At 70.2% G+C, this 15,718-nt stretch carries 16 protein-coding genes; 10 read left to right on the top strand and 6 right to left on the bottom strand.

Annotation, left to right across the window (positions count from 1 at the left end; genetic code table 11):
* Window positions 1–4: 4 nt before the first annotated feature.
* Window positions 5–544 carry a flavoprotein gene (locus ACQPXM_RS40985; protein ID WP_432943383.1) on the bottom strand — a complete coding sequence of 180 codons (540 nt, stop codon included), beginning with the start codon at window positions 542–544 and terminating at the stop codon, window positions 5–7.
* On the bottom strand, window positions 541–1,230 hold the full coding sequence (locus tag ACQPXM_RS40980) for a TetR/AcrR family transcriptional regulator (RefSeq protein WP_432943382.1): 690 nt from the start codon (window positions 1,228–1,230) through the stop codon (window positions 541–543). Before ACQPXM_RS40980 ends, ACQPXM_RS40985 begins: the two co-directional genes overlap by 4 nt.
* 58 nt (window positions 1,231–1,288) lie before the next feature.
* On the opposite strand from ACQPXM_RS40980, the gene ACQPXM_RS40975 reads away from it, so the two are divergent.
* From ACQPXM_RS40975 to ACQPXM_RS40950, 6 genes are read left to right on the top strand one after another with little or no spacing between them, the layout of a single operon-like run.
* Entirely contained in the window at window positions 1,289–2,518 is a 1,230-nt protein-coding gene (locus tag ACQPXM_RS40975) for an acyl-CoA dehydrogenase family protein (RefSeq protein ID WP_432943381.1), read from the top strand.
* Entirely contained in the window at window positions 2,515–3,351 is an 837-nt protein-coding gene (locus ACQPXM_RS40970; protein WP_432943380.1) for an SDR family NAD(P)-dependent oxidoreductase, read from the top strand. Before ACQPXM_RS40975 ends, ACQPXM_RS40970 begins: the two co-directional genes overlap by 4 nt.
* Window positions 3,341–4,402: a phosphotransferase family protein gene (locus tag ACQPXM_RS40965; protein ID WP_432943379.1), complete on the top strand. Its 1,062-nt coding sequence runs from the start codon at window positions 3,341–3,343 to the stop codon at window positions 4,400–4,402. The genes ACQPXM_RS40970 and ACQPXM_RS40965 overlap by 11 nt, the downstream gene beginning before the upstream one ends.
* Window positions 4,403–5,083 carry a histidine phosphatase family protein gene (locus ACQPXM_RS40960; protein WP_432943378.1) on the top strand — a complete coding sequence of 227 codons (681 nt, stop codon included), beginning with the start codon at window positions 4,403–4,405 and terminating at the stop codon, window positions 5,081–5,083.
* Between the two features lie 7 nt (window positions 5,084–5,090).
* Entirely contained in the window at window positions 5,091–5,840 is a 750-nt protein-coding gene (locus ACQPXM_RS40955; RefSeq protein WP_432943377.1) for an SDR family oxidoreductase, read from the top strand.
* Window positions 5,840–6,793, top strand: coding sequence for an LLM class F420-dependent oxidoreductase (locus tag ACQPXM_RS40950; RefSeq protein ID WP_432943376.1), 954 nt, complete (start codon window positions 5,840–5,842; stop codon window positions 6,791–6,793). Before ACQPXM_RS40955 ends, ACQPXM_RS40950 begins: the two co-directional genes overlap by 1 nt.
* Here the strand turns inward: ACQPXM_RS40950 and ACQPXM_RS40945 are convergent.
* The 3 genes from ACQPXM_RS40945 to ACQPXM_RS40935 are packed head-to-tail and all read right to left on the bottom strand — an operon-like array spanning window position 6,777 to window position 10,015.
* Window positions 6,777–7,301 carry a hypothetical protein gene (locus tag ACQPXM_RS40945; protein ID WP_432943375.1) on the bottom strand — a complete coding sequence of 175 codons (525 nt, stop codon included), beginning with the start codon at window positions 7,299–7,301 and terminating at the stop codon, window positions 6,777–6,779. The genes ACQPXM_RS40950 and ACQPXM_RS40945 overlap by 17 nt on opposite strands.
* Window positions 7,261–9,315 carry a sensor histidine kinase gene (locus ACQPXM_RS40940; protein WP_432943374.1) on the bottom strand — a complete coding sequence of 685 codons (2,055 nt, stop codon included), beginning with the start codon at window positions 9,313–9,315 and terminating at the stop codon, window positions 7,261–7,263. Before ACQPXM_RS40940 ends, ACQPXM_RS40945 begins: the two co-directional genes overlap by 41 nt.
* Window positions 9,305–10,015 carry a response regulator transcription factor gene (locus ACQPXM_RS40935; RefSeq protein WP_432943373.1) on the bottom strand — a complete coding sequence of 237 codons (711 nt, stop codon included), beginning with the start codon at window positions 10,013–10,015 and terminating at the stop codon, window positions 9,305–9,307. Before ACQPXM_RS40935 ends, ACQPXM_RS40940 begins: the two co-directional genes overlap by 11 nt.
* 112 nt (window positions 10,016–10,127) lie before the next feature.
* Here ACQPXM_RS40935 and ACQPXM_RS40930 point away from each other — a divergent pair, with 112 nt between their 5' ends.
* The 4 genes from ACQPXM_RS40930 to ACQPXM_RS40915 are packed head-to-tail and all read left to right on the top strand — an operon-like array spanning window position 10,128 to window position 14,465.
* Window positions 10,128–11,174 carry a hypothetical protein gene (locus ACQPXM_RS40930; protein WP_432943372.1) on the top strand — a complete coding sequence of 349 codons (1,047 nt, stop codon included), beginning with the start codon at window positions 10,128–10,130 and terminating at the stop codon, window positions 11,172–11,174.
* Window positions 11,171–12,469: a peptidoglycan-binding protein gene (locus tag ACQPXM_RS40925; protein WP_432943371.1), complete on the top strand. Its 1,299-nt coding sequence runs from the start codon at window positions 11,171–11,173 to the stop codon at window positions 12,467–12,469. Before ACQPXM_RS40930 ends, ACQPXM_RS40925 begins: the two co-directional genes overlap by 4 nt.
* Window positions 12,466–13,182, top strand: coding sequence for an ABC transporter ATP-binding protein (locus ACQPXM_RS40920; RefSeq protein ID WP_432943370.1), 717 nt, complete (start codon window positions 12,466–12,468; stop codon window positions 13,180–13,182). Before ACQPXM_RS40925 ends, ACQPXM_RS40920 begins: the two co-directional genes overlap by 4 nt.
* A complete protein-coding gene (locus ACQPXM_RS40915; protein WP_432943369.1) occupies window positions 13,179–14,465 on the top strand; it encodes an ABC transporter permease in 1,287 nt (428 codons plus the stop codon). The genes ACQPXM_RS40920 and ACQPXM_RS40915 overlap by 4 nt, the downstream gene beginning before the upstream one ends.
* On the opposite strand, the gene ACQPXM_RS40910 is transcribed toward ACQPXM_RS40915, so the two are convergent.
* Window positions 14,373–15,710: an MFS transporter gene (locus ACQPXM_RS40910; RefSeq protein ID WP_432943368.1), complete on the bottom strand. Its 1,338-nt coding sequence runs from the start codon at window positions 15,708–15,710 to the stop codon at window positions 14,373–14,375. The two genes, ACQPXM_RS40915 and ACQPXM_RS40910, sit on opposite strands and share 93 nt — an antisense overlap.
* Window positions 15,711–15,718: the final 8 nt, after the last annotated feature.

The following is a 15,718-nucleotide window of genomic DNA, read 5'->3' as shown; positions in this document are numbered from 1 at the left end:
GCCTTCACGACCGGTCGGTCGCAGCAAGCTGCTTGAACACCCATTCCCAGCGGAACGCGTCGACGACCTTGGTCCCCGGCGCGATCGGGCGCACCGACCCCGACGTGCCGTCGTGCGGATCGACGATCTGAATTCCTGCGCGCCGAAGCATCGTCAGCGACGCAGACCACGCCGGATGATTGGTGAGTTCGTCGCTGGCGTACGGGACAGCGACAGTGGGCGTGCGAGAGCCGAGAGCGGCACACAGCGTGGTCAGCGGATACGAGTACGCGTTCCCTGCCGCCCAGGCGTTGAGGGTGTGAAAGGTCGCCGGTACGACGACCACGGCATCCGCCGCGGGCGTACGCCTCGGCTCGCCGGGTTTGCGGTTCCCGATGATGACGGGAACGTCGCCCAGATCTTGATCCTCGAGCCACGGCAGCGCGGCATCGGTCGGGATGACGTACGGCGACCAGCCGTCCTCCTGGGCCGCTCGTACGCCATCTTCCAACCGGTAGGCCAGAGGGGCACCACAGGTGACGAGGAACAGAGTGCGCCTACTCACACCGAAGCTCCTGGCGCGGGTCGATGGGTTGACCGTTCGCGACTCGACCGGGCCGGCTGGCTGAGGGATCTCAATGCCGCCAGCGACTGGTCCACCAGTTCTTCCGCGGAGTACGGACGCTCAGCAGCGGGCAGGCCTGACCACTCGATGGCGAGATCCTCCACGTACGCGAGCCAGGCGTGCACGGTGAGGCGAAGCGGTGAGCCGGGCTGGTCCTCCGTGGGCTGGTCGAGCAGGGTGAGCACCCGGGCGGTCAGGCCCGCGCGGGTTTCGGCGTACACCTCGACGACGAAGATGTCGCCGCCGGCCGCGCCGCGGACGAAGGAGATGTAGGAGTCGCGCCGCCGGGTGACGAACGCGACGAAGGCGAGCAGCATCTGCCGCAGTTGGTCCTCGGGGGGCAGCGACGCGTCAGGCGTGGTGACCCGCAGCAGGCGGCGACCCGCCGCGCGCATCACGGCGACGTAGAAGTCCCGCTTGGTCGGGAAGTAGTGGAACAGCAGGCCCCGGGAGATCCCCGCCTCGGCGGCCACGTCGTCGATCGAGAGTTCGTGGATCGGCTGGGTGCGCAGCATCGTCAGGCCGATGCCGACCAGCTGTTTGCGCCGGTCGTCCGCGCTCAGGCGTCGCCGCGCCGGCGCAGCCGCCGCCTCGGACCCGCCCTCGACACCCACGCTATTGAGCATTGCTTAGAACCTGCGCTACGGTCAAGAATCGTCGGTCCGTCCAGCACGAGGAGTGGTGATGGGGTTCGAACCGTCCGCCAGGGCGTCGGAGCTGATCGAGCAGGTCGGCCGCTTCCTGCGGACCGAGATCGAGCCGGTCGAGGCCGAGTTGCACGCGGCGACGAAGGCCGCGGCGGATCCTTGGCAGCCGCAGCCGGTGTTCAAGGAACTGCAGGCGAAGGCCCGCGCGCAAGGGCTGTGGAACCTGTTCCTGCCACCGGCCGAACCGGGCAACGAGCAGTACGGCGAAGGCCTCAGCAACCTGGACTACGCACCGATCGCCGAGCTGACCGGCCGGTCCTTCCTCGCGCCGTACGTGTTCAACTGCAACGCCCCGGACACCGGCAACATGGAGGTCCTGCTGCGCTACGGGACACCCGAGCAGAAGAAGCGCTGGCTGGAACCGCTGCTCGACGGCACGATCCGGTCGGCGTTCTGCATGACCGAGCCGGATGTCGCGTCCTCCGACGCCACCAACATGGCGGCGACCGCGATCCCGGACGGCGACCAGGTGGTGATCAACGGCCGGAAGTGGTGGAGCACCGGCGTCGGCCACCCCGACTGCGAGCTGCTGATCTTCATGGGCCTCACCGATCCGGACGCGCACCGCTACGCCCGGCACACGATGGTCCTGGTCCCACGCGACACCCCCGGCGTGAAGGTCGAGCGCCTGCTCCCCGCCATGCACCGGTACGACGAACCGCACGGCCACGGCGAGGTCTCCTTCACCGACGTCCGGGTCCCGGCCGAGAACATCCTGGTCGGCCCCGGTCGCGCGTTCGAGATCGCCCAGGGCCGGCTCGGTCCCGGCCGGGTGCACCACTGCATGCGGCTGATCGGCCTGGCCGAGCACGCGCTCGAGCTGGCCGTGCGGCGCGGCATGAGCCGGACGGCGTTCGGCAAGCCCCTGGTCAACCTCGGCGGGAACCGCGAACGCATCGCCGACGCCCGAATCGCGATCAACCAGGCCCGGCTGCTGGTCCTGCAGACCGCCCATCTCCTGGACACCCAGGGACTGGCCGGCGCGCTCAGCGAGGTCAGCCAGATCAAGGTCGCCGTGCCCCGGATGGCCCAGGACGTGATCGACATGGCGATCCAGTTGCACGGTGGCGGCGGGCTGTCCGACGACTTCCCGCTGGCCGCGGCCTGGACCGGTGCCCGCGCGCTGCGGCTGGCGGACGGGCCCGACGAGGTGCACCGTGGAGTGGTCGCGCGGATCGAGCTGGCCAAGTACAAGGAGTCCGAATGAGCAGGGTGCTGGTCACCGGTGGAGCAAGCGGGCTCGGACTCGCCCTGGTCGAGCGATTTGTTGCTGAGGGCCACCAAGTCCTGAGCACCGACGTGGCGGACGAGGTGACGCCGCCGGCCGGCGCGTCGTACCGGAAGCTGAACGTGCGCAGCGCCGAGGACTGGGACGCCGCGGTCGACTGGGTCGAGCGGACCTGGGGTGGGCTGGACATCCTGGTGAACAACGCCGGGATCGCCACCGGCGGCCGGATCGACGTCGAGACGCTGGCCGAGTGGGACCGCGTCATCGACATCAACCTGATGGGCGTGGTCCGCGGCTGCCGCGCGTTCACCCCGTTGTTCAAGCGACAGCGCTCCGGCCAGATCGTGAACACCGCGTCCGCAGCCGGGCTGGTGCACCCGCCGATGATGAGCTCGTACAACACCGTCAAGGCCGCCGTCGTCGCGCTGTCCGAGACGTTGTCGCACGAGCTGCACCCGTACGACGTGACCGTGTCGGTGGTCTGCCCGTCGTTCTTCAGGACCAACCTGGCCGACTCGCTGCAGGGTGCGGACACCACGATGGGCGAGGCGGCGCGACGGCTGATCGAGAAGTCGCCGCGGACCGCGGACGACATCGCCGTGGCGGTGCTGGCCGGGATCAAGAAGAAGCAGTTCCTGATCATCCCGGATCGCCCGGCGCTGCTGGCCTACCGGACCAAGCGGTTCGCCCGGCCCCTGTACGACCGGCAGATGCGCAAGATCGCCGCCCGCGCTCGTCGGCGCGCGGAGGAAGCTGGCGCCCCGGCGAGCGGAGACCAGGTGCCGGCCGCGGAGAGCGGTAGTGGCCGCTGACGCGGTCGAGGGAGCCCGCGCCGTCCGCGACGAGGACTCCTTCGACGTGCCTGCCGTCGACACCTGGTTGCGCACACACACCGAGTTGCCGGCCGGGCTGCCCGAGGTGCGCCAGTTCTCCGGCGGCGCGTCCAACCTCACCTACCTGCTCCGGTACGCCGATCGCGATCTGATCCTGCGCCGCCCACCGGTCGGCACCAAGGCGAAGAGCGCCCACGACATGGGCCGCGAGTACCGGATCCAGGCCGGGCTCGCGCCGGTGTTCCCGTACGTGCCGGAGATGGTTGCCCACTGCACCGATCCCGGCGTGCTCGGCTCCGAGTTCTACGTGATGCGGCGGATCGCCGGCACGATCCCGCGCCGGTCCGAGCTCGGCGTCGACCTGACGCCCGAGCAGACCCGCCAGCTCGGATTCACCTTGATCGACACGCTGATCGCTCTGCACCAGGTCGATCCCCAAGCGGCGGGACTCGCCGATCTCGGCCGCGGCGACGGCTACGTCGAGCGCCAGGTGCACGGCTGGTCCGAGCGCTACCGCAAGGCGAAGACCTGGAACGTGCCGGGCGCCGAGAAGGTGATGGCCTGGCTGGAGGCGAACCGCCCGGCCGACGTCGGGACCTGCGTGATCCACAACGACTTCCGCCTCGACAACGTCGTCCTGGACCCGGCGGACCCGCTGCGCGTCGTCGGCGTGCTCGACTGGGAACTCGCGACGATCGGCGATCCGCTGATGGATCTCGGCAGCGCGCTCGCGTACTGGGTCCAGGCCGACGACGACTGGGCGTTCCGGCGGTTCCGGCTGCAGCCCTCGGACGCGCCGGGCATGATCGGCCGCGACGAGATCGTCGGCTACTACTGTGACCGGACCGGCCTGGACCGGGGCGACTGGGTCTTCTACGAGGTGTTCGGTCTGTTCCGGCTCGCGGTGATCGCCCAGCAGATCTACTACCGCTACCACCACAAGCAGACCCGGAACCCGCGGTTCAAGAACCTCTGGCTCCCGGTCAACCTGCTCGAACGCCGTTGCCGACACCTCCTCCGGAAGGCCTGAATGGGCGCCATCTACCTGATCCGGCACGCGCAGGCTTCGTTCGGCAAGAGCGACTACGACCGGCTCTCGCCGCTCGGCGAGCGACAGGCGGTCCGGCTCGGCGAAGCCCTGGCCGACCGTGGCGTGAAGCCCGACGTCGTCGTCACCGGTGCGATGCAGCGGCACCACCGGACGGCGTCGCTCGCCCTGGCGGCCGCGGGACTGCCGGCCGACGTCGAGGTGGACGAGGGGTTCAACGAGTTCGACCACGACCAGGTGATCGTCGCGCACAAGCCGGCGTACAAGCGGCGGGCGGTGCTGCTGGCCGATCTGGCCCGGACCGGGCATCCGACCCGGGCGTTCCAGGAGATGTTCACCGCCGCGACCGAGCGCTGGACGCTGGGCGGCGACGGGTACACCGAGAGCTTCACAGCCTTCTGCGATCGCTCCGAGTCGGCGGTACGGCGTACGGCCGAGCGGGTGGGCAAGGGCGAGACCGCGCTGGTGTTCACGTCCGGCGGCCCGATCGCAGCCGTGGTCGGGCGGCTGTGGTCCGGCGGCGACGACCTGTGGCTGCGCCTGAATCCGGTCACGATCAACACCGCGATCACCAAGCTGGTCACCGGCCGCAGCGGGCTGACCGTGATCAGCTACAACGAGCACGGTCATCTCGACGGCACCGACGAACTGACCTACAGATAGGGCGGCGATGCGACGCAACATCCTGATCACCGGCGCGAGCTCCGGCCTCGGCGCGGAGATGGCCCGGCAGTTCGCGGCGAAGGGGCGCAACCTCGCGCTGACCGCCCGGCGTGAGGACCGGCTGATCGAGCTGCGAGACGCACTGCTGGCTGCGCATCCCGGCATCACCGTGGTCACGCACCGGCTGGACGTCACCGACCACGACGCGGTGTTCGCGACCTTCCGCACGATCGACACCGAACTGCCCGGCGGGCTGGACCGGATCGTCGTCAACGCCGGGATCGGCAAAGGTGCGCCGCTGGGCACCGGCCGGTTCGACGCGAACCTGCAGACCGCGCAGACCAACTTCGTCGCCGCGCTCGCCCAGGCGGAGGCGGCGATGGAGTTGTTCCGGGCCCGCAACGCCGGTCACCTGGTGATGGTGTCGTCGGTCGCCGGAGTCCGCGGCCTGCCCAAGACCGTCACCACGTACGCCGCGACCAAGGCCGCGATCGGGTCGCTCGCCGAGGGGCTGCAGGTGGAGCTGCTCGGCAAGCCGATCAAGGTCAGCGCGATCTACCCCGGCTACATCCACTCCGAACTCAACGAGCACGTCGCGAAGACGCCGTTGATCGTCGGCACCGAGGTCGGCGTCCGCGCGATGGTGGCCGCGATCGAGGCGGAGAAGGCCCGCGCCTATGTGCCCGCCTGGCCGTGGATGCCGTTGGCAAGGATCATGAAGTTCGCGCCGCTACCGCTGCTGAAGAGGTTGATCTGATGCGTTGGGGACTGACCGTTCCGTTGACCGGGGTGCCGTTGCGCGACCACAAGGCACTGATCGGCGAGCTGGCCTCGCTGGGGTACACCGACCTGTGGTCCGCCGAGGTGGCCGGGGCGGACGCCTTCACGCCGTTGGTGCTCGCGTCGCAGTGGGACGAGGAGCTGCGGCTCGGGACGGCCGTCGTCCCGGTACACACCCGCGGGCCGGCCGCGCTGGCGATGAGCGCGGCGGCGCTGGCCGATCTCGCGCCCGGGCGGTTCGTGCTCGGCATCGGGGCGTCGTCGGAGACCATCGTGACCGGCTGGAACGGGATCGCCTACGACCCGCCACTGGCGCGGACCCGCGACGTGCTGCGGTTCCTGCGGCAGGCGTTCGCCGGCGAGAAGGTGGACGGCGAGTTCGAGAGCTTCACGATCAAGCGGTTCCGGCTGGAGAAGGCGCCCGGCGTACCGCCCTCGATCATGCTGGCGGCGTTGCGGCCGCAGATGCTGCGGCTGGCTCGACGCGAGGCCGACGGCGCGATCACCAACTGGTTGTCGGCGCAGGACGTCAAGCAGGTGCGGGCCGAGCTCGGCGACGGCAAGGAGCTGGCGGCAAGGATCTTCGTCTGCGTCACCGAGGACGTGGAGATGGCCCGCAACATCGGCCGGTTCCTGATCGCGACGTACCTGACCGTGCCCGGCTACTCGGCCTTCCACGACTGGCTCGGCCGCGCCGAGCTGCTCGGCCCGATGCGCGCGGCCTGGGCGGCCGGCGACCGGAACGCCGCGATGGCCGCCGTACCGGTGCAGGTGATCGACGAGTTGGTCGTGCACGGGTCGGCCGACGACTGCCGCGCCAAGATCCAGGCGTACGTCGACAACGGCCTGGACACGCCGATCATCGCCACGCTGCCCACCGGCGACAACCTGATCGAGACGGCCCGGGCGCTGGCTATCCGAACGTCGTGACCTGAACGACCTTCACGCAGGGCGAACCGACGATCTCGATGAGCACGACTCCGCTCGCCGCCTTGCCCTTGGTGCGGCCGCTCAGCTGGAAGACGACGATGTTGGGCGCCTGGGTGGCCCGGCCCACCGTGAGCTGGGTCGGCGGAGCGACCAGGTTGCCGATCAGCGCCGGCACGAAGTCCTTGGCCTCGGCACAGGCCAGCGCACCGGCGGCCTCGGGACGGTTCGCGTTCAGATGGGTAACGAAGGTCTTGGCCAGTGCGGCCGCCTGAGCCGGTTTCGAGACCGGGAGAGGTGGCGGCTTGGGTGTCGTCGGCTTCACGGTCGGCTTCACGGTCGGCTTGGCGGTCGGTTTGACCACCGGCTTGGTCGCCGACGGTCTCGGTTTGACCGGCGTCGGTTTCGCGGACGGCGTGCCGACCGGCATTCCGTCGGTCTGCTCGGTTGCCTTCGGCTCGTTCTCGCGATCACTGACCAGGTCGTACGCGATATAGCCCGCCGCGCCCACGCACGCGACCACCACGCCGATCAGCAGCGCGATGATCAGCCCGGCCCGGTTCTTCTTCGGCGGCCCGCCGTACGGGGTGTAGTTCAGAGGCGGCGGAGGCGGCGGATAGCTCACGGCTCAGTGTCGCAGCGACCCCCCGGTCAGCGGAAGGTTCTTCCGGTGGGCGCGCGGGCAGGCGGATGGTGAACGTGGAGCCGTGCCCCGGCCGGCTGGTGGCGGTGATGGTGCCTCGGTGGGCGTCGACGAGGTGCTTGGTGATGGCCAGGCCGAGTCCGCTGCCGCCGGTGGCGCGGGAGCGGGAGTGCTCGACCCGGTAGAAGCGGTCGAACAGGTGGGGAAGGTGTTCGGCGGCGATGCCCGTGCCGTTGTCGGTGACGGTGAGCAGGTAGTCGTCGCCGGAGCGGCGCACGCCGACGACGACGCGGCCGCCGTCGGGGGTGTAGCGGATCGCGTTGGAGACCAGGTTGCCGAGGGCTTGGCGGATCCGGGCGCTGTCGACGACCGCCGGCGTGGGCCCGTCGGTGGCCGCGGTCAGCGTGACACCGGCGGCCTCCGCGGCCGGGCGATGCGCGCCGACGACCTGACCGGCCAGCTCCGAGAGGTCCCGCGGTGCCGGATGCATCCGGAGCATGCCGGCGTCGGCCAGGGCGAGGTCCTGCAGGTCCGCGACCAGGCGTTCGAGCAGGCCGGTCTCCTCCAGCAGCGAGGTGACCAGCTCCCGATCGAGCGGTACGACGCCGTCCTCGGACGCGACCAGATAGCCCTTGATGTTGGCCAGCGGAGTGCGCAGCTCGTGCGCGACGTCGCTGACCATCGCCTTGCGCTGGTGGTCGTGCTGCTGGATCGACTCGGCCATCGCGTTGAACGCGTGCCCGAGCCGGGCCAACTCGTCCTTGCCCGACACCGGGACACGGGCCGCGTGATCGCCGTTGGTCATCCGCTGCGCGGCCCCGGTGAGCGCGAGGATCGGGCGGACCAGGCGGCGTCCGGCGAACACCATCACCAGCGCCGCGATCAGCAGTACGCCGAGCGCCGTCGCCGCCGTACGCAGCAGTCCTTCGGTGGAGAACACGTTGAACGTGCTCTTCGACCCGAGGTAGAGCCGCGCCTCCGGAGCGACGTACGGCGCGAGCGCCTCGGACCGGGCAGTGGTCGTGCACTGGATGAACTGGTTCGTCGGCAGCGTCTCGCCCGGTGGCACGACCGCGGTGAGGCCGTCGGTCCGGTTCAGTTCGTACGGTTCGCCCTGCGCCTCCAGGCAGGCCTGCGAGCGCTTGACCTCCTCCACGTTCACCTGCTGCGCCTTCGCGCTCGGGGCGTACAGCCCGGCCGGCAGGCACGGGTCACCGGCGGGCGCCCCCTTCGCGGGGAAGCCCATCACCGTGACACCGTCCGGCGTGCGGCCGTCCTCGACCATCACCTGCGGTGCGGCATCGCCACCGCTGGAGACCGTTGCGTTCCTGCCCTGGGCCCGGTAGCACTCGGCCGCCTGCTGCGCGAGCTGTTCGCGGTCGCGCAGTTCCTCGGCGCTCAGTCCCCACGACTTGTACGGCCCCATGGCGATCGAGCTCAGCGCCGGCTTGGTGACCGTCGTCATCCGGGTCGTCGACACCCCTGCGACCGCCTGCGCCCGCAAGAAGGCGCCGCTGCCCTGCTCCCTGGCGTTGATCGTTGCCGCCGGCACCGAGGGCAGGTCGGGGGCGGCGCCGAGCCGCTTGGCCGAGTCCGCGATCACCGACCCGTCCGGCCCGGTCAGTGCGACCCGGCGCCCGGTGTCGTCGGCCAGCTGCTGGACCAGCTTGTCGACGTCCTTCCAGGACGAGTGGTCGCTTGCGTAGTCGGAGAGCTCGGCGAAGATCCGGGTGTCGACCTCCAGTTGCGAGATGTTCGTGTCGATCTCGCCCTGCAGTTGCTCCGACGTGCTGTAGGTGGCGATCACCGCGGTCGCGATCACCGCGCCGAGCGCGACCGCCAGTGACAGGCCGAGGAACCGGATCAGCACGCTACGACGCATCGGAGACCACCTTGTCGGCCAGTTTGTAGCCCACGCCGTACACGGTGCGCAGGTACTTCGGGTTGCCCGGCGCGGCCTCGATCTTCTTGCGCAGGTTCATCACGTGCACGTCGATGGTCCGGTCGAACACGTAGTGGTCGAAGCCGAAGGCGTGCTCCAGCAACTGCTGCCGGGAGAACGCCCGGCCCGGTGACGCCGCCAGGCAGGCCAGGATCTTGAACTCCGCCGGGGTCGCCTCGATCAGCTCGCCGGCCAGCCGGATCTCGTGCCGGGCCGGATCGATCTCCAGGTCGCCGACCCGGTACACCTCGCCCTCGGACCGGATCCGGGTCCGCCGCAGCACGGTCCGCACCCGGGCGACCAGCTCGCGCGGGTTGTACGGCTTGGTCAGGTAGTCGTCGGCGCCGAGATCCAGGCCGAGCAGCAGGTCGTCCTCGGTCGAGCGCGCGGTCAGCATGATGATCGGCACGTCGGCGCCCTCGCCCTGGCCGGCCCGCAGCACCCGGCAGACGTCCAGACCGTCGACCTTCGGCATCATCACGTCGAGCACCAGCAGGTCGGGGCTGCGCCGGCGCGCCTCGTCGATGGCCGCCCGCCCGTCGTGCACCACGACCGTCAGGTGACCCTCGCGCTCGAGGTAGCGCCGGATCAGCTCCGCCTGCTTCCGGTCGTCCTCGGCGACAAGAATCCGGGCTGGCATGTCACTGACGATGACTGATCTTCATGAGAATCCGATGAAGATCGGCTGAGAGCATCAGGTGCTGATCGGTCCTTCACAGGTTCTTCACCGCCGTCCGGCCAGGCTCGCTGCCATGAAGAACTCACGCAAAGCACTGTCGCTGATCGCGGTCCTGGCCCTGGCCGGGTGTGGAGCGGTCAACTCCCCGGGCGCGGACGAGAACCCGGTCGAGAGCGAGGACAAGAGCCCGCTCGCGGAGTACATGGGCGAGGGCTTCAGCAGCAGCAGCGGTGGAATGGTGCGGATGACCCGTGCCGTGGGCGGCCCGGAGTCGAGCGAGGAGCAGCTCGCCAAGCAGCGCAAGATGGAGGACGCCACCGCGGCCTGCATGAAGGCCGCCGGTTTCGAGTACGTCGCGGTGCCGCCGGAGGCGAATCCGAAGTCGAAGTTCAACGACGCCTTCGACCTGCCGCCCGACAAGTTCGCCGAGCAGTACGGCTACGGCATCAGCACGATCGACTGGTCGAAACCGGACGAGGACTCCGACCCGAACGCCAAGATCCGCAGCGCGCTCTCGCCGGCCGCGCAGAAGGCCTACGACAAGGCCCTGAACGGTGAACTGGCGACCAGCGGCGGCGCGATCCAGGCCGCTCCGGCCGACGGCAAGCGGCCGGCGCTCAAGGACCTCGGGTGTCGCGGCAAGGCGAGCGAGGAGGTCTACGGCAAGTCCGACGACAAGCTGGCCGACTTCAGCAAGTTCGAATCGCTGTTCAAGGATCTCGAGGCGCTGCGCAAGCGGATCGACAGCGACCAGCGGGTGGTCGAGGCGACCAGCGCCTGGGCGGACTGCATGGCCGACGCGGGGCACTCCGGCTTCACGAAGGTCGACGACCCGCGCAACCAGATCTCGAGCAAGCTCGACGAGCTGACCGGCACGAAGAAGCCGAAGAAGGACGGCCCGTCGGTGGTGATCGGCGCTCCGTCGCTGGACAAGGTCGATGCCGCCAAACTGGCCGACCTGCGCAAGACCGAGATCGAGCTGGCCAAGGCCGACCAGGGCTGCAAGGCCAAGACGTACGACGCGCCGTACAAGCAGGCGAGCACCGAGCACGAGAAGGAGTTCGTCGAGCAGCACAAGGCCGAGCTCGAGCAGTACCGCGACACGATGGCCGAGCGGTGAACGCGTCACCCAAGTCGCGGCGGCGGGTGCTGATCGGCGTGTCCACGGTGGCGGCGATGTCGCTCGGCGTCGGCGTGGCGGCCGGCAGCCGGATCCAGTCGCCGGAGGACGCGGCCGCGAAGACCGCGCCGCCGAAGGCGTCCCAGATCACCGTGCCGGTGGAGAAGAAGGCGTTGTCGAGCAAAGTGGTCGGCCGCGGTGACACGTCGTTCGACGGCGCGGTGAACGTGCGGGTCGAGACGAGCGGGCTGAAGACGCCCGCGGTGGTCACCGGCAAGGTGCCGGCCGTCGGGTCGACGATCAAGGAGGGCAAGGTGCTGCTGGAGATCGCCGGGCGGCCGGTGATCGGGCTGGCCGGCGTCCTGCCGATGTACCGGTCGCTCAGTCCGGGCAGCCGAGGGCCGGACGTGCTGCAGTTGGAGCAGACGCTGAACCGGCTGGGCTTCGACCCGGGCACGGTCGACTCCGAGTACGACGGCGGGACGGCGTCCGCCGTCGAGCAGCTCTACGAGGCGGCCGGCTACGAGGCACCGGAAGCCGACGAGCAGCTGACGCAGGCGGTCGATGGCGCCGACAAGGCGGTCGACCAGGCGAAGAACGCGCTGCGGCAGGCGCAGGCCGCGCTCAAGCAGGCCAAGGCGACACCGGGCAAGAAGGACTTCACCGTCGAGCAGGGCCAGGTCGACGACGCGACCGAGAACCTGAACGACGCGCAGGAGGAGCTCGACGAGGCCGAGTTCAAGGCCGGTACGCCGTTGCCGGTCTCCGAGGTGGTGTTCGTGAAGTCGCTGCCCCGCCGGGTCGACGACGTGAAGGTCGAGCGCGGCGGTGTCGTCAGCGGCGTGGTGATGTCGGTCAGCGGCGCCTCGCTCGTGGTCACCGTCAAGGTGGACGCGCAGACCAAGGAGCAGCTGAAGACCGGCATGGCCGCGAGCTTCGACCTCGGCGACGGCACGATCATTCCGGCGACCGTGCGGCGGATCACCCGCAACGCCGACCAGTACGACGTCGTGGTCGCGCCGAAGTCGCTGACCGCCGCCCAGCTGGAACGGCTGCGCGAGGCGAACGTCCGGGTCACGATCCCGGTGAAGAGCACGAAGGGCAAGGTGCTCGCCGTACCGGTGGCCGCGCTGTCGGCCGGCTCGGACGGGTCGTCGCGGGTCGAGGTACTGCGCGACGGCAAGGTCGAGCTGGTGCCGGTCAAGGTCGGGTTGTCGGCGGACGGCTTCGCCGAGGTCACTGCGACCGGCGACGCCAAGTTGGCCGAAGGCGACCAAGTGGTGGTGGGCACATGACGGCGGATGTAGCGCGGCTGGGAGGCGCGACGGCCGTCGCGCTGCCGGCGCCGGTGGTGGAGATGATCGGCGTTCGCCGGTTCTTCCCCGGGCCGCCCGAGGTGCGCGCGATCAAGGGCATCGACCTGACCATCCGGGAGGGGGAGTACCTGTCGATCGTCGGCCCGTCCGGGTCCGGCAAGTCGACGCTGCTGCACCTGCTCGGGCTGCTCGACAACCCCAGCGACGGCGTCTACCGGCTCGATGGGGTGGACACGTCCAGCCTGCGCGAGCGGCGGCGCGCCGTACTACGGGGAGAGCGGATCGGGTTCGTCTTCCAGTCGTTCCACCTGCTCGACCACCGGACCGTGCTGGAAAACGTCGCGCTCTCGATGGTGTACGTCGGGGTGCCGCGGCGCGAGCGGATGGCGCGGGCGCGGGTTGCCCTGGAGCGGGTCGGCCTCGCGCACCGGATGGAGTTCGGTCCTCGGACCCTGTCGGGCGGTGAGCGGCAGCGCGTCGCGATCGCCCGGGCGCTGGTCGCCGAGCCGAGCCTGCTGCTGGCCGACGAACCCACCGGCAATCTCGACACCGCCAACGCGGAAGCCATTCTCGAGGTCTTCGACGAGTTGCATGCCGAGGGCATGACGCTGGCCGTCATCACCCACGACGACCACGTCAGCCGCCGCGCCCAGCGCCAGGTCCGCATCGTCGACGGAACCCTCCAGTGGTGACCCCCAGAACCGGCTCCCCGGATCCCGCCGGCGAGCCGTCCACGTCCCGCATCCGTCACCGGCTGCGGAGAAAGAAGCGCCTGACCCGCGGACCCGCGGTGCGGGATCTGCTCGACGAGGCGTTGGCCGGGGTGTCGGCTCGGCCGACCCGGTTGGTGCTGACCACGCTCGGGACCGTGCTCGGGATCGCCGCGCTGGTCGGTACGGTCGGGCTCGGGCAGACCGCGGCCGGGCAGATCACGCAGCGGTTCGACCTCGCGGCGGCCACGCGCGTCGTCGTCCAGCCAGATGAGAAGTCCGAAGGCGAGGCGGCGACGCAGTTGCCGTGGGACGCGCCGGAGCGGATCAAGCGGCTGAACGGCGTCGATGCTGCCGGGACCTTCAGCCTGCTGGAAGTCGGCGACGACCGGGTGCGGAGCGTGGCGGGAATCGGTGGACAGAAGGACGGCTACGCGCTGCAGGTGATGGCCGGGTCCGCCGGGCTCTTCGACGCGGTGCGGGCGCAACTGCGGACGGGCCGGTTCTTCGACGCCGGCCACGACACGCGCGCCGACCGAGTTGTTGTCCTCGGCAAGCATGCCGCCGAGAAGCTCGGCATCAACCGGGTCGACTCGCAGCCGGCCGTGTTCATCGGCGACCAGGCCTACACGGTGATCGGCATCCTGGACGGCCTCTCAGGGCGGGCCGAGCTGCTCGACGGCGTGATCATGCCGAACGGCGCGGCGAAGGCGGCGTACGAGCTGGAGGCACCGGACGCGCTGGAGATCACCACCCAGGTCGGAGCCGCTCAGCTGATCGCCGGTCAGGCGCCGGTCGCGATCGACCCGAACAATCCGAGCTCGCTCAAGGTCGACGCTCCGCCGGTCCAGGGCGGGGTCCGCAAGGGCGTCGAGTCCGACCTGAACGCCCTGTTCCTGCTGCTCGGCGCGGTCGCGCTGCTGGTCGGCGGCCTCGGCATCGCGAACGTCACGCTGCTCTCGGTGCTCGAACGCGTCTCCGAGATCGGCCTGCGCCGGGCGCTCGGCGCCGCGCGACGACACGTCGCCGTCCAGTTCCTGGTCGAGAGCGTGATCGTCGGGTTCCTCGGCGGCCTGCTCGGTACGGCGGTCGGTGTGCTGCTGACGATCGGGGTGTCGTGGTTCCGGGACTGGACGCCGATCCTCGACACCGGTCTCGCGATCGGGTCGCCGCTACTGGGCGCTCTGATCGGGCTGCTCGCCGGCACCTACCCGGCCTGGAAAGCCTCGGCGATCGAGCCGATCACCGCGCTTCGGGGCGCTTGACCGGGAGTACACCACCGCACTGACCGCGAACCCGAGCACGATGAACGCGAGCACCGGGTACGACTTCCCGTCGTCGGGCAGGATCAGCGCGCCGAGCGCGGCCGCCGCGACCTGCCCGACGTTGAAGATCATGTCGTAGAGCGAGAACACCCGGCCGCGGTACACGTCGTCGACCTGGGTCTGGACGAGGGTGTCGACACTGATCTTCACGCCCTGGGCGCAGAACCCGGTGAGGAATCCGGCGACCACGACCGCCGGCTGGGTGTAGAGGCCGCCGGGGAACGCGGTGATGACGGCGGCGGCGACGAACAGGACCGTGATCCAGCGCCGCAGCGTCAGCGCGCGAGTCGCCCAGGGGGTGACCAGCGCGGCGAGGAAGAGGCCCGCACCGACCGCGCCGGTGGCCAGCGCGAGCGCGCCGAACGCCTGGTCGAGCTGGTCCGGACCGTAGAACTCGTTGCGGTAGAGCAGGATCATCGCGACCGTGATCAGGCCGAAGAAGAACCGCAGCGATCCGATCGCGGCCAGTCCGAGCGCGGCCTGGCGGCGTTCGCGCAGATGCCGGCCGCCGTCGACCAGGCCCTTCGCGATCCCGCGGATCGCCTCCACCACGCCGGGTTCGTCGCCGCTGAGATCGGGCCCGAGCTGCCGCCGTCCGAGACGCAACGCGAGCAGGGCTGCGACGAGGTAGACGGCGGACGTCGTACCGAGAACGGCGAGATCGGAGTCGGACAGCAGCTTCACTCCCGCACCGGCGCCGCCGCCGACGAGGAAGGCCGCCGTTCCGGAAGTCGGGGTGACCGCGTTGGCCATCACCAGCTCGTCGGCGTCGACGACGTGCGGCAGCCCCGCGGACAGGCCGGAGAGCAGGAACCGGTTCACCCCGAGGGTGAGCAGCACCGCCAGGTAGAACGGCACTCCGGCGTTGCCCACAGCAACGATTGCGCCGACGACCAGCACCAGCGCGGCGCGGGTGACGTTCGCGCCGAAGAGGATCTGCCGCCGCGACCACCGGTCCAGCAACACCCCGGTGAACGGCCCGAGCACCGAGTACGGCAACAGGGCGACCGCGAACAACCCCGCGATCGCCGCCGCGTCCGGCGCCCGCTCCGGCGAGAACAGCACGTACGACGCGAGCGCGACCTGGAACACGCCGTCGCCGAACTGCGAGCTGAGCCGCACGGCGAACAGCCGCCGGAAGTCACCCCGCCGCAGCAGCCTGCCCAGATCCCGGATGAACTGCACGCCTGCAC

The sequence above is a fragment of the Kribbella sp. CA-253562 genome (genome assembly GCF_050942265.1).
In the GTDB taxonomy this organism is placed as follows: Bacteria; Actinomycetota; Actinomycetes; order Propionibacteriales; family Kribbellaceae; genus Kribbella.
Note: the sequence above shows the minus strand (reverse complement) of the source record. Positions and strands in the feature narration are given on the sequence as shown.